The organism is Flavobacterium johnsoniae, from assembly GCF_001879205.1.
GTDB classification, from domain to species: Bacteria; Bacteroidota; Bacteroidia; order Flavobacteriales; family Flavobacteriaceae; genus Flavobacterium; species Flavobacterium johnsoniae_A.
Window position 1 is genome coordinate 524,416 of sequence record NZ_MLFK01000009.1, and the last position, 23,995, is coordinate 548,410.

The window sequence follows — 23,995 nt, forward strand, 5'->3', positions numbered from 1 at the left end:
TATTTAGGGATAAAATACCTTATTTTGATATTAAAATAGTCGTAAATGAAAATTGAAGTAGTTGATGAAAATGGTTCTGGAATATTGCACAAATTTGCTGATGCAATTGGGGCTTCGGTTCGCGGACGTTTTATTGATATTCCCGAAAGATTGGGTGAAGGTTTTATGACCGGATTCAATTGGGGAAGTGATTTAAGAATGATGATCCGGAATTATTATCTGAAAGAAGAAATTGTACTCGAACGCAAAAATGAACTGCCGGACGGACTAGGAAATGTGATTTTCTTTTTGAACGGTATTTTTGATTCTTCTGTATATCAAGACAAACAATTATTGCCGGAACAATCCAACGTTTTTATAGCAATGCAGGCTGTTTCTTCTGTAGTAGCCATGCCTCAGAATACATTTTTTAGAAGCGTAACCATTGCAGCTTCGCGAGAATATCTGCAGGAAAGATTTGGCGGGTTGCATCACCCAATTGTTACAACAATACTGGACGGAAAAGAAAATTTTGCATTTGAAATTGGAATTACGCCAGCTATGATTACAACTGCCAGTGAAATGCTGTATCAATCTGTTCCCGAAAGTTTAGAAAAGCATTATAATAAACTAAAATGTGAAGAATTGTTATGCCATATTTTTGCTATGTTGCTGCAACGCGAAGAAATGCCAGCAAGCGGTATTCATATTAAGGATATAAAGGCTGTCTATGCCATTAAATTTCATTTGCAGTCTAATTTGGATAAGGCCCCGGATATTGCTTCATTGGCTAAAGAAGCCGGGATGAGTGAGCCAAAACTTCGAAAATTATTCAAACAGACTTTTGGCAAAGGTGTTTTTGAATATTACCAGTTTATGCGAATGCAGGAAGCGGCCAGATTATTAAAAGAAAATCACCTCTCAGTTTCGGAAGTCGGTTACCAGCTCGGATTTACGAATCTTAGTCATTTTTCGAGGGTTTTTGAACAGCATATTGGATTAAAGCCAAAGAAGTATTCGCTAACATAATCAATGTTTTATGTGTTAAAATAATGAATTTGGTTTTCAAAATAATTATATATTAGCTGCATCAAAATTAAAGAAAGAATCTTGTTAATTTAAACTCCTGATCTAAAGAATTATTAAAGAGAAAATAAAAATGATGACAAAAAACTTGATCAAAATCTTTATTTTTTTCTTTTTCATAACTGCCTCTATTCAATTAAAGGCTCAGGAATCAGACAATTCTTCAGGCCAGTTTTTAATAAATGTAGAACTTCGGCCAAGAGTAGAATATACTTCGAACTATTTTCTCCCTCCAAACGATTCAATTGATCCTTATTTTTATACCACACAGAGAAACAGAATTTCAATGTCGTATACCAGGGAAAAATGGCTGATAAAATCAGACGTGCAGGAAATTCATGTATGGGAAGAACAAAATCTGAAATCTAAAGTTGGAAGTATTAACTTTTATCAGTTGTTTTTTGAAGCCAAAATTAAATCATTCCACATTCGTTTAGGAAGACAAAGTATTTTATTAGATAACGGAAGGCTTTTTTCTGATGCTCCGTGGGCACAGCAAGGCAGAGCACATGAAGGTATCCGATTAATGAACTATGGGAAGCATTTTGCAAACGACTTTTTCTTTTTGTTTACCCGAAAATATGGAAACGAATTCGATCCAGTCTATTCTCCCGTAGCAGCAAATCGATATAAATACTTAGTTGTAAATAATTTCAGTTACAATTTTGATAATGGTTTTTCATTTAATTCATTGAATGCTGTTGATTTATTTGAAGATGCAAACTCCGCAACTGCCTATGTCCGTGCCACTACAGGAGGAAGAATTGAGCTCAAAAGAAAGCAATGGTATTACACCTTAAATTCTTATTTGCAATTTGGCCGTACGCCTCAGGGCAAAAGATTATCTGCCTATTATTTACAGCCCGAAATCCGATTGTCATTAAAAAGTTCGGTCTGGCGTTTAGGTGCAGAAATAATCAGCGGAAACAGTTCTCAACTACCTTTAAAAGAGTCTGAAAGTTTTGATGTACTGTATGGCGTTACCTGGAAGTTTAATGGGAATATGAATGTCTTTACCCGTTTTCCAACGGATGTTGGCGGGAAAGGTTTGATAAATCCGTATTTATTTATTACGGTTCCTTTAAATAGCAAACTTTCTGTCCGCTCTGATTTTCATCTGTTTTACAACCAGTTTCCCTTAAAAAATTCTGCTGGTCAAAATGCAAAAAAATACCTGGGTTTTGAGAGTGATCTTTCTCTAAAATATCTGCCTATAAAGCAGTTAGAAATTAATTATGCTTTATCCTGCTATAGTTCTTCAGATACGATGCAGTATCTTCCTAAAATTCAAAATGAAAATAAACTCGCCTTTTGGAGCTATTTAATGATTTCTTATTCTTTTAACGCCTTAAAAACAAAGCATTAAAGAAGTAAATAGTACTTTTGAATTAAATTTTTGATTAACTAATGAGCTTAATAATTCAGTCTGCTTTACCGGATTCTTTGATTTCGCATTTTGTACACAGTTTTTGGATGCTTGAAAACAAAAACGGAAAAGATATTCCGTCAACCATCTTACCAAATGGAATGGTTGATCTGGCTGTTATGAAAATGAATTCTGATGTCTGGCAAAAATCAATTAGAGGTTTAGACACAATTCCCAGCCAGGTTATGATTCCGGCCAATGCAAAGATGTTTTCGATAGGATTTAAATTATTGGCGGTAGAATATTTATTTGGCGATTCGATTAAAGATGTCTTAAACGGCGGAAAAAATATTTCAGATGAAATATGGCAGTTTGAAGAAAGCGATTTAGGCAGTCTTGAAAATTTTAGCCGTAAATCAACTCAAATAATAAAAGGCATTTTAATAGATAATATGGACAGTCGGAAAAAGAAATTGTTCGAACTTATTTATGCTTCAGAAGGATCTGTAATGGTAAAGGAACTATCTGAAAATGTGTTTTGGAGCAGTCGTCAAATTAACCGTTACTTTAATCAGCAATTTGGTATTTCGCTTAAAGCTTATTGCAATATTCTTCGTTTTGGATCTTCGTTTAAAACAATCAGCGAAGGAAATCTTTTTCCGGAACAAAACTTCACAGACCAGAATCATTTTATCAAAGAGATTAAAAAATACTCCGGCGTGACGCCAAAAGAATTAAGTAAAAATACCGGCAATCGTTTTATGGATATTGTAGCAATTAAAAAATCAAATTCAAAAAACGGCTGATTTTTACTATTTCATCTAATGCTTCTTTTTCAACTTTGTAGCCTAATTAATACGACAAATTATGTTACTAGAGAATAAAAAAATAGCCATTATTGGCGCAGGCCCTGTTGGTTTAACTATGGCAAGATTGCTGCAGCAAAACGGAGCTGATGTAACCGTTTACGAAAGAGACAAAGACTCAAAAGCGAGAATTTGGGGCGCTACATTAGACTTGCACAAAGGTTCGGGACAGGATGCCATGCAAAAAGCCGGATTACTGGAAGACTATTATAATCTGGCGATCCCAATGGGAAGAACGATTGCAGACCAGCACGGAAATATCATATTTATAAAGAAAACATCTCAGGGAGAAGAATTTAACAATCCTGAAATAAACAGAAACGACTTAAGAACCTTATTAATCAATAGTTTAAAAGACAATACGGTTATTTGGGACAGTAAATTAACACAACTCGAAGAGCAAAACGGTAAATGGCTTTTGCATTTTGAAAATAACAAAACGGCTGTAATCGATTTTGTTATTGGGGCTAACGGTGGTATGACTAAAGTTAGAAAATACATTACCAATGCCGAAGTTGAGTTTACGGGAACATTTATCATTCAGGGCGAAGTTTTAGAACCTGAACTTAAATGCCCGGATTTCTATCAGCTTTGTAATGAGAATATCCTGATGACGACTGAAAATGGTAACTTATTGGTTGCGAACCCCAAAAACAACAAAGCTTTAAGTTATAATGTAATGTTTAAAACGCCGGAAAATTTAGAATTAGATTTTAAAAACACTGATAATGTGATAGAATTTCTTTTGGATAAACTTTTTGAGTGGGATGAAGTTTACAAAGAATTGTTCCGTTCTACTTCCTTTTTTAAGGGTTTGCCAACAAAGAAAATACCACTCGATAAACCGTGGGAAAACAGACGCCCCTTGCCTATTACGCTTATTGGCGATGCCGCCCATTTAATGCCTCCTTTTGCCGGCCAAGGTGCAAATATTGGACTTCTGGATGCTTTGATTTTATCTGAAAACCTGGTAAAAGGGAATTTTAAAACCATTGAGGACGCAATCGAAAATTATGAACAAAGAATGTTGGTTTATGCAAAAAAAGCCCAGTTTGATACGCAGGAAAATGAGAATGAAATGTTTAAAACTGATTTTTCATTTATGAAATTTATGGATTAAAAATTTTAGTGATAAAAATAGTTTTATATTAGACGAAACAAACTATTGACAGCTTCTTAACTAAAAAACTAAGATCATGGAAAAATCTAAAAATCAACCAAAAGTAACAGGAATTGGAGGTGTTTTCTTTTTTCTTGAAAACCCACAGGAGACTAAAGACTGGTACGCTAAAAATTTAGGGCTTGAAATCAACGACTGGGGTTCGGCAAGTTTTGAATCCAGAAATATCGACAAACCAGAGCAGGTAGAATCTACGCAGTGGTGTCCTTTTAAGAAGGGAGATGAATATTTTGCTCCGTCGAAAAAAGAGTTTATGATTAATTACCGGGTACAGAATATCGAAGGACTTTTAGAAAAACTTAAAGAAAACGGTGTTACGATTCTGGATGATATTGAAACCTACAGCTACGGAAAATTTGTACACATAATGGATACCGAAGGCAATAAAATTGAGCTTTGGGAACCGATTTGTTAGATTTTTAGAAGATAAAAAGCATCTTGATACAATTCCGGCGGACTGTAAAGCATATTTATACTCTTCAGGATGGATGGATTAAAAATATGGATATGTGAGTTGTTTCAAAATAACGGATTAACTTTCTTAAAATGAATTATAAAAGTATTGCCAAAAGAATAATTGACCTTAAAAATGCTGATTTAGAATTAAGAGATCTACTTATTCAAAATAAACAACTTGGTGACGGTTATAACAAAGAAATGGCAGAATTGCATGATACAAATGCAAAAATATTAAATGATATAATAGATACAATTGGTTATCCCACTATTGAAAAAGTTGGCGCAGAGGCCTGCAATGCTGCCTGGCTGGTAATACAACATTCGATTGGTCAGCCTGCCTTTATGAAAAAATGCAGAGAATTATTAGAAAATGCGGCTAATGAAAACAAAGCTGATGCAGTAAATTTAGCTTACCTCACTGATCGTATTGCTGTTTTTGAAGAAAAGCCGCAGTCGTATGGAACCCAATTTGATTGGGACGATAATGGGGAATTAAGCCCGAATGAATATGATAATTTGATTAAAGTAAATGAGAGAAGAAAGCTTATTGGGCTGAATACTCTTGAAGAACAAACAGAAAGCATTAGAAAACGCGCAGCAGATGAAAATCAATCGCCTGCAAAAGATCATAAAAAACGGATGCAGGAAATGAATGAATGGAGAAAAAAAGTCGGCTGGGTGAAATAATGTAACTTGCTTCTACAAGAAACTAAAACGATGACAAACGACGAAATTCAATACAAAAAAAATCTGCCGGACAAAGCAATTGCTGATTTTGTAGAATGTTTTTGGATGGTTGAAAATACGACAGGAATAGAAAAAGAAGTTGTTGTAATGCCTGATGCTAATTTTGATTTGGTATTTTCTAAAGATGGAAATGAACCGTTTCAGATTTATCTCCTGGGACTGGGGACTTTGTATGATAAAAGAAAAATAGACATCGATACTAAGATGTTTTTTATCAGTTTCAAACTCATTGCGGCCGAATATTTGTTTCATCAATCTATCGCCCATCTTTTAAATGAATTTCAATTACTTCCTGATGACTTTTGGGGTTTTAAAGAATCAGATATTAATGATTTTGATGCTTTTTGCATTAAAGCTTCTCAAATTATAAAACAATTTATTCCTAATACAATTGACCCTCGCAAACAAAAACTATTTGAGTTGATCTATGCTTCAAATGGGGAAATGACAATCAAAGAGTTCTCTGAAAAAACATTTTGGACAAGCAGGCAGATAAACCGTTATTTTACCAGATATTTTGGAATTTCATTAAAAGTCTATTGTGGTTTTTTACGGTTTCGGGTTTCTTTCGAGCAGATTAAAAAAGGGAAGCTTTTTCCTGAATTAAATTTTTCTGATCAGGCTCATTTTAGCAGAGAAGTGAAAAAACTATCCGGTGTAAATCCGCGCGAATTGCACCAAAATAAAAACGACCGATTTATTCAAGTTTCCGCCATAAACGACAAGTAATTTTGTGCTGTAAATATTAAATACAGCAATTATGTTATTACAAAATAAAAAAACAGCCATTATAGGCGGCGGACCTGTAGGCTTAACAACAGCAAGACTTTTACAGCAAAAAGGCATAGATGTAACCGTTTACGAATGGGATAAAAATGCCAGTTCAAGAATTTCCGGTGGTACACTTGACATTCATAAAGGCAGCGGACAGCTCGCTTTGGAAGAAGCTGGTTTATTAGAAATCTACTATCAGTATGCAAGACCAACAGGAGAAAGAAGCCTTGACATTAATGCTGAAATTCTGGAGGAAAATATGCCAGCAGAAGAAACCAAATTTGATCGCCCTGAAATTGATCGAAATGATTTGAGAAAAATAGTATTAGACAGCTTGAATAAAGATACCGTGGTTTGGGACAGCAAACTGACTAAAATTGAAAAGACCGGCAATCAATATCGCTTACAATTTAAAAATGGAAATTCGGCTTTTGCTGATTTTGTAATTATTGCCAATGGCGGAAAAAGCAAAGCCAGAAATTTGGTTACTTCTATTAAGCCTCAATACACAGGAACCTACATTATACAAGGTGAAGTTTTAAATCCTGAGATTAATTGTCCTTTGTTTAAGAAACTATCGGGAGAAGAAAATACAATGGCACTTGCAGAAAGAAAAATGCTTTTTTGCCAGGTTAAATCGAATGGCGCCCTCAATTACTATTTGTCTTTCAAAACAGAGGAAAACTGGATTGAGAAAGAAGAAATGGATTTTTCAAATAAACAAAAAGTACTTCATTATTTAGACAAACTATTTGTAAACTGGAATCCTGTATACAAGGAATTATTTCATGCTACCGATAATTTTGTTGGTTTGCCCATGCGCAGAATGTTTTTAGATGAACCCTGGAAAACGCAGAGCGATATCACACTAGTAGGTGATGCAGCTCATGTTATGCCCCCATTTGCGGGGATTGGTGTAAATATTGGGCTGCTGGATGCGTTGTATCTAACTAAAAATCTAACTGAAGGAGATTTTCCTGATCTCTTATCGGCGGTTAAAGATTACGAGCGAAAAATGATAATTTACGCAGGAGAAGCACAAGAACAGACACACTTGGCTGAAGAAAGCATACATTCTGATAAAAGTTTTGAAGAAAACAGAAAAGCCAAAGAAGAATGGGATAAAAAAATTCTGGAACCAAAGAAAATAAAATAATCAAAACAAAAGCTCCATTAATCGTAATGGAGCTTTGTTAAATTAGTTTCTGGATATTTCTGACTTAATCTTAACCAATTCACCAAGCAGGGAATTAAGCGGAACATTTATACTGCCTTTTAAAACGGCTGCTTTGGCAATCGCTAAATTCATTGTTTCAATTTCTGTTTCTCTTTTATTTAAGATGTCTTGGTAGGTTGAAATTTTTTGCCCGTCAGACATTTTACTTATTGAAAGTATATTTTCTAATACAACTTCCATAGTTAAGCCAATACCATACGCTTCTGCCGCTATTAGACATTCTGCAATTACTTTTTTGGCAATTTCTAATGCTTCTTTATTGCGATGAAAAATTCCGTTATCTGTTTCCAGTAAAGGACATATCGAATTAAAAACACAATTGCTTATTACTTTTTTCCAAATAAGAGTTTGTATATCATGTTCTATTCGAAATGAAAAAACATCCGTATCAAGTATATTTACAATAGTTTCCTGAACTTTGTCCGAACCTTTGATAATACCTATTGGTGATGGTGCTACTAACTTAAATCGTACTTTATTGTCTTCTAATGATTCACTGGTAGCCAATAAAACGCATCTGTACAGTTCATTAAAGCCTTTGTCAATAAAACTGTTTTCAATATGCAGCCCGTTTTGCAGAAATACTATTGGGGAATTTCCGGTTTTATTTTGCAATTTATCCGCCAGTACCGCATTTCCAAAAGATTTGTTGGTGAGCAGTATTATTCCATTCAGACTTTCATAATTAGACAGGGAGTCAATCAGGACTTCGGCTTCTAAAATTTCATCTGCAATTAGAACCTTAATATTTTCAGTACTTGCTGGTTGATTGTCAATACTTCCGCGAATAATTACTGCATTTCTTCCATTCAAAACTAAAGATACTGCCAAAGCTTTTGCAATTACCCCGTTACCAATAATAAATATTGGATAATCGTAGAAGTTGCTTTCGGTAGTATTAGTCAGATCTGTTTGTTTTGGTTCCATTTTATTGTAAATTTTCTTTTTTAATTTTTTTCACATAGTGGTGTCTTTAAAATACAAGCGTTCCATAGATCACGACTAAGCATACTAAAGCAAACATAACTAATTCAAAATAAAAATTAGAGATACAAAAATGGATAAATTACAGGTACAGATAAAGCGAGAAAGCTATTGAATTACATTCCGGGCCAATATAAAAAATTGAATTTATGACCATCAGGATCAGCAAATCCAAAGGTATAGCCTGCTTCAAAATTCTCAGGTTCAGAAAAAATAGTGCCGCCTGCTACTTTTACTTTTTCCAGCCACTGATCTACCTCTTCTCTGCTCGCTGCAGATAACGAAAAAATAATTTCGTTTTCGGTTTTAGCATCAGCTGATGGACCTTTTAGCGCCCATTCAAATCTTTTGGGCACGAAAAAATTAATAATAAAATTATTTTCTGCAAAAGAGATGCTTACTAGTTCTTCTGTTTCTTTTCCGTTCTGTTTAAAACCCAACTCATTATAAAATTGAATTGTTCTTTGCAAATCATGCGAAACCAAGTTTGCCCATATCATTTTAGTTTTCATAAACTGTAGTTTTAAAATTGATTATAACTAAGTTAACGATTTAATTTTGAACTTCTTGTGAACACTATTTTTATGTTTTTTTTCGACTTATAAAGATTACAGCGAATTTAAAAAGTTTAGATAGAGCGGGATACTCTTTTGGATCCATTCATCAGAGGAATTCTGTTCTATTCCGTAATAAGCAAAAAGAGGTTTATAATTTGATTTTATGTACTCAAAAGTAACTTCAAAAGGACGGGTTAATTCTTCCAGAGTATACTTATATTTCCCGGATTCTTGATAGTCGCTTTCGTCTATTCCTACCGAAATGACCAATGCAACTTTCTTTCCCGACATCTTGTAATTGCTTTTGCTTCCGTAAGCCCAGCCGTAAGTTAAAACCTGATCAAGCCATTTTTTAAATAAAGGCGGAGAGTTAAACCAATAAAACGGAAACTGAAAAACAATTTTATCATGTTCTTCCAGTAATTTTTGTTCTGCCTGAATGTCAATTTTTTCATCGGGATATAATTTGTGTAATTCGTGAATTGTAAAATTTTCAGGATATTGATTAAGTTCTTCGATCCATCTTTTATTAATTACAGACTCCTCAATGTTGGGATGTATTACAATTACTAATGTTTTCATCTTCTGTAAATTTTATATTATTTGAGTGCGAAGATAATTTGAATACATTAATTTTGTAGGTTAGCAGCTAATTGTATGGTACTATAAAAAAGGTAAGTAATGTCTAAAATAAAGGAAACTTCGACCAATTTTGCTAATAAACAAGCCTTGTCAAATGAGTGTTTAGAAGTTTATGCATCGAATATTATGGGCGGTCAATGGTCTTTGGCTATTTGCTGTTATTTAATAAATGGAAAATTACGTTTTGGAGAATTAAAAAAATGTATGCCAGCTATAACAGAACGAATGCTTACGCTGCAGCTTCGGAAATTGGAAGAAAACAAAATAATCAGCCGTAAAGTATATGCCGAAGTACCGCCAAGAGTGGAATATGAACTAACCGAAATTGGCTATGAGTTAAAAAATATTATTGAGGAGCTTGAAAAATGGGGAAAGAAACACAGGGAATTAAATAACCGGATTTCGATTTAGAGTAAATAAGCCTAAAAAGACTGCTGTTAGTTACCGTTTTTCTCGTAGTTGTCGAGTACTTCTTTGCTTATATATTCTTCGACTTTATTTTTTGATAACAACCCAATTAATCGATGATCTGAATCTAATACGGGAAGTTTTTTATCTTCAGGAGTTTCAATCTTTTTGGTGTTACCTAGTAGTTTTCGATAAGCATCCAGTAAACTGTCACTTTTACTAACAAATGCAGTTATAGCTCCAGGAAAATTTGAATCAAGAATTCCCTCATCAATTTGATTAATAAAACCTTTTATTGTAATAAAATTTAGATCAAAATTACTTTTAAAATGACTGATTGGAATTAAAAACTGAAATTTATATTCGGCATCAATTATTTCCACATATTTTAGATTGTGTAAGCGTCGAAAATATTCTTTAACAAACGTTTCCTCGTAATATCCTTTACGATTGAAAATAAAACGAATCCCTGAAATATTCCTCACCTCTGCTTCACTTAACTTCTCAAGATCACTGATAGCTTTTTTATCTATTTTGTGTGTATCTACAATTGTGTTTTCTGTAATTGAAGAAATCAAATTATCTGGTAATTCTTTATTTAATGACGCTTCTATCTCAAGACCTAAACCTTTAAAATTCTTAATATATCCACCCAAAAAAAGCCCAATTATAATAGGTATTCCTGAAACAAAAATCCATTTTTCTTCTAATTCCAGTCCTGAGAAATCAAGATATTTTAATGTTATAAAAATCACTAAAAATAAAATCGATATCAGAGAAAATACGCCAAGTATTTTATGTCTTTTGTTTATTTTTATTTCCATCTTAATCTTGATTAAAATTGTAGATAACTTACTATTAAATAAACAAGTAAGTTTTGCAATATTACATTAAAAATCAATACTATAATTGTGGTTTCCCGTAAATTGCGATTTATTTTTTAAGAATTGCAGAAGTTTACTTTTTTAATTGGATGTTCTGTTTTTTTGATTTAATATTGATTTTTATAACTACTTAAAATCATCATTTTGCAAAAAGTCTACAAAGGGTTTCTTGTTATTTTAATCAATGTCGTTTTTATCAATTTCTCTTTCGGGCAAAAGCAATCAAAGAATGCTTATAATCAAACTGATTTTGATAAAAACAAAATATTCAATGAAGTATATAGTTTCTGGGATAAAAATCAAAGTAATTGGTTTAGTGTTTCAAAAGATTCGATAACATCACCTTGCTTTGTAGATGCGAGAAAATATAAAGGTATTAATAATTATGGAGTAACTTTTCGCAGTAAAACATATAGAAATTTTCATTTTATAGAAAACCTATCCATGTGTTTTTTAAAAGTTGAAATCTCGAAATGTACTTATAATGCAAATAACAATATCGTAGATATTGAAGGCTTTGTGAGTGGAAATAATGATTGGGGAAGCAATGTATTTATTAAAACTAAAAAAGAGAAAAAATATATTGAGATCTTTTTGGGCGAAAAGACAGATACATCGAGAATTTGTTATTTGGGACGAACTGTAAATAAAGATTCTGTAGATGTAAAAATCAATAACAAAGAAACGAATGAGTTTACTGCCCTCGATACATTTCCGGCATTTTATTTTAAAAAATACGCTTATTCTAAAATATTAATGGCAGAAAAACAGCCTTTTAAAATAAGCGGTAAGGTTAGTAAAAATACGCTGCTTGCCTTTGGTTCAAGTTATTCTGAAATATTTGATATAGGCGCCATGATTTATAACCCTGAAAAAAATAATCGCAGCAAAATAATAAAAAGGGAAAACTACGATTGTGTTCCGTTAATTACATCGAATAAATTAGTAGCTGATATTAAAAAAGAAGAAGCAGAAAAAAAAGAAATTACGTATTACACTTATACCAAAAATGCCGAAAACTATATTCTGAGCAGGCAGTTTGGTAAGGCAAAGGACGAATACAATCTTTTAGCACAAAAGTATCCGGTTCTTTTTGCAAGAGATATTCATAATGCAGTGCGCTGTGCGATTTTATCAAGAGATTTAAAAGCAGCTTTTTCGTGGAGTGAAAAATTGGCTTATAAAGGCATTGATCTCCCATATTTTAATGCTAAGATTTTTAACGGTCTGCGAAAAAATGTAGAATGGAAAAACTTTAGCATTAAATATGACTCGATATCTAAAGCAGCAAAAGCAAAGTGGAATCTACCCTTAAAAAAAGAATTAGATAACTTGCTTAATGAAGATCAGGCTGAGTATGGGCTGGAAAAACGAAAAAGCCAGAAAGTTTTATATGAAACTACAGAAAGGGTAACCGATAAATTGATTGATTTACTCAAAAGAGAAGGATTTCCGTCTGAGGAAAAAATAGGCAGTCTCGTAATTAAAGATACGGTATTAATATCTTTTCCTGATTTTAATGTTTTAATCCTGCATGCGATACAAAAAGAACCAAAAAATCTTAAAGCTTTAAACGAACTATTGGATAAAAGCGGCAATAATTTGGAGTACGATCAAAAAAGAAACTTTAATAATACCATTGGATATGGTTCTTGTTTTCGAATTTATAAAGGCAATTTATACAACTCCAAAGCATGTTCTCAAAATAACAGCTTAGAGGTTAGAAAAATAAGTTTTAAATTTAATAACCCTAATGGTTTTATTATGGATTATGGTAATTATGTGATTGAGGCAAATGATTCTAAAGATCCAAAAGCAGTGGACGACTATTATAGAGACAATTATATTTTAGTTATGAAACTAACAGACGACTGGGAGTTTTATGAAAAATATTAGTGCTGGTAAATCTGATATATAGAATGTTATAAAGCAAAAAACTCCAATATCAAATGACTTTGGAGTTTTTTAATTTGGTGGGCGATGAGGGGTTCGAACCCCCGACCCCCTCGGTGTAAACGAGGTGCTCTGAACCAGCTGAGCTAATCGCCCTATTTTACTAGGTTGCTATCATTTCGTGATTGCGAGTGCAAATATACAGCTAGATTTTGTATTTGCAAGCATATTTAGAAAAAAGATTAAATATTTTTTTATCTTTTTATTTACTCTTCTATTTTTCAGCTTCTTAAAAAACGAAGAAAAAGCATTCTTTTCTTATAATTTAGTTAAAAAACAAAATCCGGATCTCTAATTCTTCATATTGCTTTGTATTGATTTGCCAGAGTCATACATTTGCATACCTAAAATAGTATACTCTAATGGCAAGATTTAAAGAAAATGATTTACCAAAATCAAAAATAACTGCTACTTCACTTAACAAAGCAAAAACAATATTTACATACGCAGGAAACCATAAATGGAAATTTTTCATCGGATTAATTTTTCTGCTTCTTACAGGCGCCACTGCCCTCGCCTTTCCTAAATTAATGGGAATGCTGGTAGACTGCGTTAAGAATAAAAATAATGACGAAGCAAATCAGATCGCTTTAGGATTAATTGTAATTCTGTTTCTGCAGTCGTTTTTCTCTTTTTTCAGATTGTCATTATTTGTCAATTTTACCGAAAACACACTGGCAAACCTTCGTTTGGCATTGTACACTAATTTGGTAAAACTGCCAATGACATTCTTTTCTCAAAAAAGAGTCGGCGAATTAAACAGCCGTATCAGTGCCGATATTACACAGATTCAGGATACTTTAACCACAACAATTGCAGAGTTTTTGCGACAGTTTATCCTAATTATAGGAGGTGTGATTTTATTGGCTACCGAAAGTTTAAAGTTAACTTTATTGATGCTTTCAGTAGTGCCGTTAGTTGCAATTGCTGCTGTTGTATTTGGAAGATTTATTAGAAAATATTCTAAAAAAGTACAAGATCAGGTTGCCGAAAGTCAGGTAATTGTGGAAGAAACTATGCAGGGAATCAGCATTGTAAAAGCTTTTGCTAACGAATGGTACGAAATTGCACGTTATAAAGGCAAAATAAGCGATGTGGTAAAACTGGCTATTAAAGGAGGTCAATATCGTGGTTATTTCGCTTCGTTTATCATTTTCTGTTTATTCGGAGCTATTGTTGCCGTAGTTTGGTTTGGTGTACGTTTGAGTATTGCCGGCGAAATGAGCGTTGGACAATTAATTTCATTTGTTTTATATTCAACATTCGTTGGAGCTTCTTTTGGCGGCATTGCCGAATTATATGCGCAAATTCAAAAAGCAATTGGTGCGACTGAAAGAGTTTTTGAATTATTAGACGAAAATCCGGAGAAAATCAATTCTGATTCAAACAGAAAGCAGGAAAAGATAAAAGGAAACGTTACGTTCAATAATGTTGCTTTCAGCTACCCAACACGCCAGGAAATTCAAGTGTTGAAAAACGTAAATTTTACTGCAGAATTTGGTCAAAAAATTGCCATTGTTGGGCCAAGCGGCGCCGGTAAATCTACTATTTCTTCGTTGTTGCTGCGATTCTACGATATTACTTCGGGAGAAATTACGGTTGACGGAAAAAATATTTACGACTACGATTTAGAAGATCTTCGCGGTAATATGAGTATTGTACCGCAGGATGTTATTCTTTTTGGAGGAACTATCAGAGAGAATATTGCCTATGGAAAACCATATGCTTCTGATGAAGAAATAATCTTAGCTGCAAAACAAGCAAACGCTTTTAATTTCATTGAAGGTTTTCCGGAAAAGTTCGAAACGTTGGTTGGCGAGCGCGGTGTTAAACTCTCAGGCGGACAGCGTCAGCGTATTGCAATTGCCAGGGCTTTACTTAAAAACCCAAGTATATTAATCTTAGACGAAGCTACTTCATCTTTAGACAGCGAAAGCGAAAAACTGGTGCAGGAAGCATTAGAAGTATTAATGGAAGGAAGAACAAGCATTATCATCGCTCACCGACTTTCGACTATTAGAAATGCTGATAAAATTTTAGTTCTGGATAACGGACAAATTTCTGAAGAAGGAACACATCAGGAATTGATAAATCTTGAAAACGGAATATACAAAAATCTTAGCAACTTGCAGTTTAGCAACTCTTAACATAAAAATCCAATTTTTAATACCGATGCTTCGGGTTTGTTCGATTTAATATTAATAAAAAAGCTCCAATTTTAATTGGAGCTTTTTTATATATTGTAAACTGAGACTGAAAACTACTTTCCTTTTCTACGTTTACGTTCAGCTTTAATCATCGATAGCTCTCGGCTTGTCTGCCCTGCTACAGAAGTATTTTCTTCAGCACGGCGAATAAGGTAAGGCATAACGTCTTTTACAGGTCCAAACGGAAGATATTTAGCTACATTATATCCATTTTCGGCTAAGTTATAACTAATATTATCGCTCATTCCGTATAATTGCCCAAACCAGATTCTATGGTCATTTTTGGCAATACCTTTCGCTGCCATCATTTCCATCAGTTTGTATGAACTTAATTCGTTATGAGTTCCTGCAAAAATTGACATTGTTTCTAAATGGTCCAGCATATAATTTACAGCTGCATCATAATTATCATCTGTAGCTTGTTTAGAAACACAAATTGGCGAAACATATCCTTTTTCTTCGGCACGTTTGTTTTCTTTCTCCATATAAGCGCCTCGAACCAGTTTCATTCCAATAAAGAAACCTTCTTTTTTAGCGATGTCATGAAGATTTTTTAAGTAATCCAAACGATCCCAACGGTACATTTGTAAGGTGTTAAACACAATAGCTTTTTCTTTATTGTATTTACGCATCATATCTGTAACCAGATCATCTGCTGCATCCTGCATCCAGCTTTCTTCACCATCAATTAATAATGCCACATCTTTTTTGTGCGCTTCGCTGCAAACCTGATCAAAACGAGCCACTACTCTATCCCATTCTGCTTGTTCAGCCGGGTTTAAAGTTTGTTTTTCTCCTAATTTCTCATACAATTCAAAACGTCCTAAACCAGTTGGTTTAAATACTGCAAACGGAATCGCTAAGCGTTCTTTTGCAAATTCAATAGTTTTTAAGGTCATTTCTAAAGCAGCGTCAAATTGTGCTTCTTCTTCTTTTCCTTCAACTGAATAATCTAATACAGATGAAACGCCTTTGGTAAACATTTTATCTACTACAGTTAAACAGTCATTTTCATTTACACCACCGCAAAAATGATCAAAAACAGTTGCACGAATTAATCCTTCAACCGGAAGATGTGCTTTGATAGCAAAATTAGTAACCGCTGTACCAATTCGTACCAAAGGTTCGCTGTCAATCATTTTAAAAAGAAAATAAGCCCTGTCAAGTTCGGTATCACTTTTAAGTGAAAAAGCAACTTGAGTGTTATCGAATATTTTTTCCATTAAGTTTAGTTTTTGTGCAAAGATATAGAGTGTTTTGAATATTATTTACTAAATGATATCATATTTTTTCAAATCGTTAATAAGTTTGTAGAAAATACTAAATTGAGAAGAAAAAAAATACTCTTTGGTAAATAGACCCTTTCAAAAAACAAAAAACCGCCGCCTTTCCTTACTTCTTAATTAGAATCATTCGTTTTAAAACAAATAAGGTTTAAAGTTTGAATATTATTTGTTGAAAAATCCCTTATTTTGCGGTTTCAATTAACCCAGGAATTATGCAATCTATTCAAGCAAACAATTACCTCGTACATTTTAATGAGAATGCTTACGAAGCTTTAAATAAACATTTAAAAGAAAATAAATATTCTAATTTATTTATTATTGTTGATACTGAGACAAATGAGCATTGTCTTCCTAAACTTCTTCCTGTACTTGAAACAGATTTAAATATCGAAATTATTGAATTTGAAGCAGGAGAAGCTAATAAAAACATAGAAACCTGTATTCAGATCTGGCATGTATTAACGGAGCTTGGCGCTGATAGAAAATCACTTGTAATTAATCTTGGCGGCGGTGTTGTAACAGATTTAGGCGGATTCGTAGCTTCTACTTTTAAAAGAGGTGTCGATTTCATTAATATACCTACGACTCTATTATCTATGGTTGATGCTTCTGTGGGAGGAAAAACCGGCGTTGATTTAGGAAATTTAAAAAACCAGATTGGTGTTATTAATGTACCGCAGATGGTTTTAATAGATACACAATATCTTGAAACTTTACCACAAAGCGAAATGCGTTCCGGATTGGCAGAAATGCTAAAACATGGTTTAATTTATGATGCTGCGTACTGGAAAGAATTTTTAGACCTGCAGGCTATCGATTACAATGCGCTCGATCAGTTAATTTATCGCTCAGTAGAAATTAAAAACGAGATTGTAATTCAGGATCCTACAGAGAAAAACATTCGTAAAGCGTTGAATTTTGGACATACGTTAGGTCACGCTATCGAAAGTTATTTTTTAGAAAGTGAAGAAAAAACAACCTTATTACACGGTGAAGCAATTGCTGTAGGAATGATTTTAGAGAGCTACATCTCGCTGCATAAAAATTTAATTACTCCTACAGAATATTCTGAGATTAAAACCGCAATTCAAGCCATTTACGATCAGATAGAATTTGAAGAAAAAGACATCGATCCTATACTTGAATTGCTTGTTCATGACAAAAAAAATGAATACGGTTTAATTCAATTTGCATTAATCGAAGGAATCGGAAAAATAAAAATTAACCAATCCGTTGAAAATAAATTGATTCTAGAAGCGTTTCAAGATTATAAATCTTAAATATTTTTTAATAAAAAGCATTGCTTTTGGTATATATTATTTTTTACATTTGCCACGATGAAAACAAACAATAAACAAAGACAATTCAGCTCTTACAGAAACCGTCTCAACAGTTCTTTACTTAGAATGTTGAACCGTTTTTACAATAGTAAAAGCCCGTTTTGTTTTGATGTTTTCCAATGCTCAAAAGCAGAACACGAAAAACTGCAGATTATATTTGCCAATATTAGAGTTTGAATATTAGATTTAGCATAAAATCACTAAATTTAATACACAAAATAACAAACTTAAAATATTGACATATAAATGAATACAAAATATTCTGACCTAATTAATCAAACATATTACTTTCCACAAGAGGAGTTCAAACTAAATAAAGACAACCTTCAGTTTCATAACATTGATTTAATGAAATTGGTTGAACAATATGGTACGCCATTAAAATTTACATATCTGCCTCAAATTTCTGAAAACATTAATAAGGCTAAAGCCTGGTTCAGAAAATCAATGGAAAAGAATAAGTACGAAGCAAAATATTACTATTGTTATTGTACAAAAAGCTCTCATTTTGAATATATTATGAATGAAGCTTTTAAAAATAACATTCATATTGAAACATCATCTGCGTTTGATGTCAATATTGTTGAAAACTTATTGGAAAATGGTAAAATCAACAAAAGTACGTACGTAATATGTAATGGTTTCAAAAGAGATGAATACATCAGCAATATTGCGAGATTAATCAATAATGGACATAAAAATACTATTCCGATTATTGATAATTATGAAGAACTTGATTTGCTTCAGGGAGAAATCAAAGGAAAATTCAAAATTGGAATTCGTATTGCAGCTGAAGAAGAACCTAAATTTGAGTTTTATACGTCAAGATTAGGAATTGGTTATAAAAACATCGTTTCGTTTTATAAAAAACAAATTCAGGAGAATGATAAATTAGAGCTTAAAATGCTTCACTTCTTTATCAATACCGGAATCAACGATACATCATATTACTGGAATGAGCTTGTAAAATGTATTAAAGTATATATTGCTCTTAAAAAGGAATGCCCTACTCTAGATGGTTTGAACATTGGCGGTGGTTTCCCAATTAAGAACTCGCTTGCTTTTGAATATGATTATCAATATATGATTGACGAAATTATCAATCAGATTAAAATAGCTTGTGATGAAGCTGAAGTTGATGTCCCGAATATTTTTACTGAATTTGGTTCATTTACAGTAGGTGAAAGCGGCGGTGCAATCTATCAGATTTTGTATCAAAAGCAGCAAAATGACAGAGAGAAATGGAACATGATTGATTCTTCTTTCATTACTACACTGCCAGATACATGGGCTATTAACAAACGTTTTATTATGCTGGCAATTAATCGCTGGAATGATACTTACGAACGGGTTTTATTGGGAGGTTTAACTTGTGATAGTGATGATTATTACAATTCAGAACAAAATATGAACGCGATTTATCTTCCTAAATACAACAAAGAAAAACCGCTTTATATTGGTTTCTTTAATACTGGTGCATATCAGGAAACTATTGGAGGATACGGAGGTTTACACCACTGCCTGATTCCGCAGCCTAAACATATTTTAATAGATCGCGACGAAAATGGTATTCTGGCAACAGAAGTTTTCTCAGAACAACAGACTTCTGACGATGTTTTAAAGATTTTAGGATACAAGAAAAAATTGTAAAAAAAGAACTGCAAATTAAAAGTTAATATCTAGAAATTTATTAATTTGCATATATAGTAAAAAGGTTAAAAACTTTTAATTCAAAAAAAACAAAAAAACAAAAACAAAATGAAAGGACCAATCAGTCAGTTTATTGAAAAACATTATTTGCACTTTAATTCTGCTTCATTAGTAGATGCAGCCAAAGAATATGAGCAACAATTAGCAAACGGTGCTAAAATGTTAGTAAGTATGGCTGGAGCTATGAGTACAGCTGAAATAGGTAAAATTTTCGCTGAAATAATTAGACAAGATAAAGTACAAATTATTTCATGTACTGGAGCCAATCTAGAAGAAGACATCATGAATTTAGTAGCTCACTCTCACTACGAAAGAGTTCCTAACTACCGTGATTTGACACCAGAAGACGAATGGGCTTTACTTGAAAGAGGATTAAACCGTGTTACTGATACTTGTATCCCAGAACATGAGGCTTTTAGACGTTTGCAAAAACACATCTATAAAATCTGGAAAGATGCCGATGATAAAGGAGAGCGTTATTTCCCGCATGAATTCATGTACAAAATGCTTTTATCAGGTGTTTTGGAAGAATATTATGAAATTGACTTAAAAGACAGCTGGATGTATGCTGCTGCTGAGAAAAACCTGCCAATTATTGTTCCGGGATGGGAAGACAGCACAATGGGTAATATTTTTGCTTCTTATGTAATTAAAGGTGAATTGAAAGCTTCAACAATGAAATCAGGTATCGAATACATGACTTTCCTTGCTGACTGGTATTCAAAAAACAGCCAAAATGGTATTGGATTCTTCCAAATTGGTGGTGGTATTGCCGGAGATTTCCCAATCTGCGTTGTGCCAATGTTATACCAGGATATGGAAATGCATGACGTTCCTTTTTGGAGCTATTTCTGCCAAATTTCAGATTCAACTACTAGTTACGGTTCTTATTCAGGAGCAGTTCCAAATGAGAAAATCACGTGGGGTAAATTAGATATCAAAACCCCTAAATTTATTATAGAGTCGGATGCTACAATCGTTGCACCGTTAATTTTTGCATATTTATTAGATTTATAGGATATTTTTATGAAAAGAGTTATAGTAGACTACGCCAAACTGACAAATGAAATTTTAAACCTTTTGGTTGAAAAATTTCCTGATGGTTATGATGATTCGGATGTTATCCGTTTTAGAAACGCTAAAAACGAATTAGTAGAAGCTGTTGAAGTTCGTACTGAAGACACTATTTATTTAGTAAAAATCAGTACTAAACTGGCTGACAGAATCGAAAATTATGATGAAGATGACGATATCGATCTTGATGTAGATACAATCGAACCAGTTAAAGGTCTTGATCTTGATGATGATGCAGATGATGACGATGAAGATGATAACCTGGATAAACCAGATGTTGATGGCGGAGATGATGACGATGACGAAAGAGATCCAGACGACATAGCTGACGATGACGAAGATGAAGATGACGAAGATTAAATCATTTCTTTTAAAATAAAGACAAAGGAACTCTATTTGAGTTCCTTTTTTTATTACTCACATCATATAATAAATCATAGGAAAATTACTATATTTAAAGCTTTGTAAATTATTTAAACAGCATAAGCTATTCGCCGTATGAATTCAGAATTATTACACGCCAAACTGAAAGAAAATTTCGGATTTGAAAAATTCAGACCCAATCAGGAAACGATTATTACTACTATTTTATCTGGTCAGGATACTCTTGCTATTATGCCCACAGGTGGTGGAAAATCAATCTGTTTTCAGTTGCCGGCATTAATATTACCCGGAATAACGATTGTCATTTCACCTTTAATAGCCTTGATGAAAGACCAGGTTGACAGTTTGAAAACAAACGGAATTTCGGCTTGTTATATCAATAGCAGTCAATCATCTGAAGAACAACAGTTCTATATTGATAATTTAAAATCGAATAAATTCAAACTCGTTTATATTGCTCCCGAAAGTTTGTCTTATCTGGATAATATTTTTAGTGAATTGACAATCAGTTTAATTGCGATTGATGAAGCACATTGTATTTCTTCCTGGGGACATGATTTTAGACCTGCTTATACAAATTTGGGATATTTAAAAAACCGCTTCCCTTCTACTCCCGTTCTGGCTTTGACCGCAACTGCAGATAAAGCAACCCGTACAGATATTACGAAACAATTAAATTTAAAGAATCCTAAAACCTTTGTAGCTTCTTTTGACCGTAAAAATTTAAGCTTAGAAGTAAGACCGGCATTAGATCGTGTAAAACAAATTATTGATTTCATTGAAAATAAACCAAACGAATCCGGTATTATTTATTGCCTGAGTCGTAAAACAACCGAAGAACTTGCTGAAAAATTATCAAAAAGCGGTATTTTGGCAAAAGCCTATCATGCCGGTTTAGACAATACTACACGCGCAAAAACTCAGGATCAATTTATAAATGATGATTGTCAGGTGGTTTGCGCTACGATTGCTTTCGGGATGGGAATTGACAAATCGAATGTTCGTTGGGTAATTCACTATAATCTGCCAAAAAATATTGAAGGCTATTATCAGGAAATTGGGCGTGCAGGACGAGACGGGCTGCCGGCCGAAACCATTTTATTTGAAAGTTATGCGGATGTGATTCAGCTTCAAAAATTTGCTTCTGACGGATTGAATGCTGATGTTCAGCTGGCAAAATTAGAACGCATGAAGCAATATGCCGATGCATTGAGCTGCAGACGAAAAATTTTACTTTCCTATTTTGGTGAACTTGTAGATGAGAATTGCGGAAACTGCGATATTTGCAAAAAACCGCCAACATTTTTCGATGGCACGATTCTCGCGCAAAAAGCGTTGTCGGCTATTAAGAGATTACAAGAATCTGAGCCTTTAGCTGTAATTGTTGATTTTTTAAGAGGCTCGAAAAACGCGTATATCTACGAAAAAAATTATCAAACGCTAAAAACGTACGGAATTGGCGCTGACATTTCCTGGTACGATTGGAATCAATATCTCATTCAGCTGATTAATTTGGGATATTGTGAAATTGCTTTTCATCAGCATAATAAAATTTTACTAACTCCTTTTGCTAAAAAAGTACTTTTTGAAGGAGAAAAGGTTAAACTAACTACCGTTGTCAAAAAAGTAATTGATAAAAACGAAATTAAACAAGAAAAAGCCAAAGCAGCTAAAAATTCTCTGTTTGAAACACTTCGTAAATTACGCTACGAAATTGCTCAGGAAGAAGAAGTTCCGGCTTATGTGATTTTCAGCGACGCTTCATTAAGGCAGATGGAAATTTTAAGACCAATGACAGATGAAGATTTCCTTGCTGTAGAAGGTGTTGGAAAAGCAAAATTAGAAAAATACGGACAAGATTTTATCAATGCTATTATTGAATTTCATAGAAATAAATCTGTAAAGAAAGAAAAAAAAGAAAACACTTATAAGAAGACTTTAGAATTATTTCAAAACGGATTTTCTGTTGAAGAAATTGCCGGAAAACGAAATTTGGGAGAAACTACTATCATTTCTCATTTGGCTAAATTATATGTTGATGGTCACGATATAGATCTAAGCCAGTTTGTGTCTGAAGATGAAATCGCAAAAATTGAAAAAGCTCAAATAGAATTAGCGAGACCAGAGGCATTACGCCCATATTACGAATATTTCGAAGAGAAAATGTCGTACGACAAAATTCGTTTTGGCTTAGCATCTATTGAAAGAAAATATAACAAATCTGTTTTATAAATCATTACTTTTTTTATCATTTCAATCCCGAATCTTCGGGATCGACATGATAAACATTTTAAACAAAAAAATCCTGTGAGAGCTTCACAGGATTTTTTTTATAACTTTTAAGTTTTACAAATATCTCTCCTCAAAAACTTTTTGATGATGTTTTTGATGCCCAATTAAAACAAAGCCCAAAGCACGAACCGAAATTTGATTTCGTGAAGCTGTGCCTATTCTTTTAAGTTGTTCTTCAGATAAACTTTTGTAAAACAATAAACTTGAGTGTCTTAGTGCTGAAAACTCAGTTAATAAATCCTGAATACTTCTGCTATTCGAATTTGTATTATCTGCATAATCATTTTCTTCAAAACTTGGCAAAGGTGTTTGATCGTTTCTTGAAAATCGTAAGGCACGATAAACAAAAATTCGCTCAGAATCCATTATATGCTGTATAATATCTTTAATCGTCCACTTGCCTTCGGCATAACTATAATCAAATTTATCCATTGGAATGTTTTGAACAAACCGGATAAACTCATGAAGAGAGATTTCCAGCTCTTCAATTAATTTTCCGTCTCCGGCTTGTTTGATATAAGTTCCAAAATGACCTGAATATTCATTTTCTAATAACTGGTTTGCGTGCATTTTAAATTAA

General features: G+C 33.2%; 22 protein-coding genes and 1 tRNA gene. 16 read left to right on the forward strand and 7 right to left on the reverse strand.

All coding sequences use genetic code 11. From position 1 onward, the window contains the following. The first annotated feature begins 45 nt into the window (after positions 1-45). The 8 genes from BKM63_RS18230 to BKM63_RS18265 all read left to right on the forward strand — a co-directional run bounded on the left by BKM63_RS18230 (position 46) and on the right by BKM63_RS18265 (position 7,613). The gene (locus BKM63_RS18230; RefSeq protein WP_071637987.1) at positions 46-1,008 is read left to right on the forward strand and encodes a helix-turn-helix transcriptional regulator; all 963 of its coding nucleotides are present in this window, start codon (positions 46-48) and stop codon (positions 1,006-1,008) included. A gap of 130 nt (positions 1,009-1,138) precedes the next feature. After that, positions 1,139-2,431, forward strand: a complete 1,293-nt coding sequence (locus BKM63_RS18235) for a hypothetical protein (protein ID WP_123907093.1) — start codon at positions 1,139-1,141, stop codon at positions 2,429-2,431. A 41-nt stretch (positions 2,432-2,472) separates the two neighbouring features. After that, positions 2,473-3,237, forward strand: a complete 765-nt coding sequence (locus BKM63_RS18240; protein ID WP_071637988.1) for a helix-turn-helix domain-containing protein — start codon at positions 2,473-2,475, stop codon at positions 3,235-3,237. A 61-nt stretch (positions 3,238-3,298) separates the two neighbouring features. Beyond that, complete coding sequence (locus BKM63_RS18245; protein ID WP_071637989.1) at positions 3,299-4,417, forward strand: FAD-dependent oxidoreductase; 1,119 nt, start codon at positions 3,299-3,301, stop codon at positions 4,415-4,417. A gap of 76 nt (positions 4,418-4,493) precedes the next feature. Beyond that, positions 4,494-4,892, forward strand: a complete 399-nt coding sequence (locus BKM63_RS18250; protein ID WP_071637990.1) for a VOC family protein — start codon at positions 4,494-4,496, stop codon at positions 4,890-4,892. A 131-nt stretch (positions 4,893-5,023) separates the two neighbouring features. Next, entirely contained in the window at positions 5,024-5,623 is a 600-nt protein-coding gene (locus BKM63_RS18255) for a DUF6624 domain-containing protein (protein ID WP_071637991.1), read from the forward strand. A 30-nt stretch (positions 5,624-5,653) separates the two neighbouring features. Continuing rightward, positions 5,654-6,412: a helix-turn-helix domain-containing protein gene (locus BKM63_RS18260; RefSeq protein ID WP_071637992.1), complete on the forward strand. Its 759-nt coding sequence runs from the start codon at positions 5,654-5,656 to the stop codon at positions 6,410-6,412. A 31-nt stretch (positions 6,413-6,443) separates the two neighbouring features. Beyond that, positions 6,444-7,613 (forward strand): FAD-dependent oxidoreductase, encoded by a 1,170-nt coding sequence (locus BKM63_RS18265; RefSeq protein WP_071637993.1) that lies wholly within the window; start codon positions 6,444-6,446, stop codon positions 7,611-7,613. Positions 7,614-7,655: 42 nt separating this feature from the next. Here the strand turns inward: BKM63_RS18265 and BKM63_RS18270 are convergent, their stop codons facing one another. From BKM63_RS18270 to BKM63_RS18280, 3 genes are all read right to left on the reverse strand, one after another. Continuing rightward, complete coding sequence (locus BKM63_RS18270; RefSeq protein ID WP_071637994.1) at positions 7,656-8,621, reverse strand: ketopantoate reductase family protein; 966 nt, start codon at positions 8,619-8,621, stop codon at positions 7,656-7,658. Positions 8,622-8,794: 173 nt separating this feature from the next. Beyond that, positions 8,795-9,190, reverse strand: coding sequence for a VOC family protein (locus BKM63_RS18275; protein ID WP_071637995.1), 396 nt, complete (start codon positions 9,188-9,190; stop codon positions 8,795-8,797). Positions 9,191-9,286: 96 nt separating this feature from the next. Next, positions 9,287-9,817 carry an NAD(P)H-dependent oxidoreductase gene (locus BKM63_RS18280; protein WP_071637996.1) on the reverse strand — a complete coding sequence of 177 codons (531 nt, stop codon included), beginning with the start codon at positions 9,815-9,817 and terminating at the stop codon, positions 9,287-9,289. Positions 9,818-9,916: 99 nt separating this feature from the next. Between BKM63_RS18280 and BKM63_RS18285 the strand changes: the two genes are divergently transcribed. Further along, positions 9,917-10,288, forward strand: a complete 372-nt coding sequence (locus tag BKM63_RS18285) for a winged helix-turn-helix transcriptional regulator (RefSeq protein WP_071637997.1) — start codon at positions 9,917-9,919, stop codon at positions 10,286-10,288. Positions 10,289-10,314: 26 nt separating this feature from the next. Here BKM63_RS18285 and BKM63_RS18290 read toward each other — a convergent pair whose 3' ends face one another. Continuing rightward, positions 10,315-11,109, reverse strand: coding sequence for a hypothetical protein (locus BKM63_RS18290; RefSeq protein WP_071637998.1), 795 nt, complete (start codon positions 11,107-11,109; stop codon positions 10,315-10,317). 204 nt (positions 11,110-11,313) lie between these two features. Between BKM63_RS18290 and BKM63_RS18295 the strand changes: the two genes are divergently transcribed. Next, the gene (locus tag BKM63_RS18295; protein WP_071637999.1) at positions 11,314-13,065 is read left to right on the forward strand and encodes a hypothetical protein; all 1,752 of its coding nucleotides are present in this window, start codon (positions 11,314-11,316) and stop codon (positions 13,063-13,065) included. 75 nt (positions 13,066-13,140) lie between these two features. On the opposite strand, the gene BKM63_RS18300 is transcribed toward BKM63_RS18295, so the two are convergent. Next, positions 13,141-13,218, reverse strand: a tRNA-Val gene (locus tag BKM63_RS18300). A gap of 266 nt (positions 13,219-13,484) precedes the next feature. Between BKM63_RS18300 and BKM63_RS18305 the strand changes: the two genes are divergently transcribed. After that, positions 13,485-15,269, forward strand: a complete 1,785-nt coding sequence (locus BKM63_RS18305) for an ABC transporter ATP-binding protein (protein WP_071638000.1) — start codon at positions 13,485-13,487, stop codon at positions 15,267-15,269. A 113-nt stretch (positions 15,270-15,382) separates the two neighbouring features. On the opposite strand, the gene BKM63_RS18310 is transcribed toward BKM63_RS18305, so the two are convergent. Further along, positions 15,383-16,552 (reverse strand): proline dehydrogenase family protein, encoded by a 1,170-nt coding sequence (locus BKM63_RS18310; RefSeq protein ID WP_071638001.1) that lies wholly within the window; start codon positions 16,550-16,552, stop codon positions 15,383-15,385. Between the two features lie 275 nt (positions 16,553-16,827). Here BKM63_RS18310 and aroB point away from each other — a divergent pair, with 275 nt between their 5' ends. The 5 genes from aroB (at position 16,828) to recQ (ending at position 23,355) form a co-directional block, all read left to right on the forward strand. Further along, entirely contained in the window at positions 16,828-17,895 is a 1,068-nt protein-coding gene (aroB, locus tag BKM63_RS18315) for a 3-dehydroquinate synthase (protein ID WP_071638002.1), read from the forward strand. A 306-nt stretch (positions 17,896-18,201) separates the two neighbouring features. Further along, positions 18,202-19,605 (forward strand): arginine decarboxylase, encoded by a 1,404-nt coding sequence (locus tag BKM63_RS18325; protein WP_071638003.1) that lies wholly within the window; start codon positions 18,202-18,204, stop codon positions 19,603-19,605. Between the two features lie 108 nt (positions 19,606-19,713). Continuing rightward, positions 19,714-20,682: a deoxyhypusine synthase family protein gene (locus BKM63_RS18330; protein WP_071638004.1), complete on the forward strand. Its 969-nt coding sequence runs from the start codon at positions 19,714-19,716 to the stop codon at positions 20,680-20,682. Positions 20,683-20,691: 9 nt separating this feature from the next. Next, positions 20,692-21,099 (forward strand): DNA primase, encoded by a 408-nt coding sequence (locus BKM63_RS18335; protein ID WP_071638005.1) that lies wholly within the window; start codon positions 20,692-20,694, stop codon positions 21,097-21,099. A 138-nt stretch (positions 21,100-21,237) separates the two neighbouring features. Further along, positions 21,238-23,355 carry a DNA helicase RecQ gene (gene recQ, locus BKM63_RS18340; protein ID WP_071638006.1) on the forward strand — a complete coding sequence of 706 codons (2,118 nt, stop codon included), beginning with the start codon at positions 21,238-21,240 and terminating at the stop codon, positions 23,353-23,355. A 114-nt stretch (positions 23,356-23,469) separates the two neighbouring features. On the opposite strand, the gene BKM63_RS18345 is transcribed toward recQ, so the two are convergent. Beyond that, a complete protein-coding gene (locus BKM63_RS18345; RefSeq protein ID WP_071638007.1) occupies positions 23,470-23,985 on the reverse strand; it encodes a DinB family protein in 516 nt (171 codons plus the stop codon). Positions 23,986-23,995 lie beyond the last annotated feature (10 nt).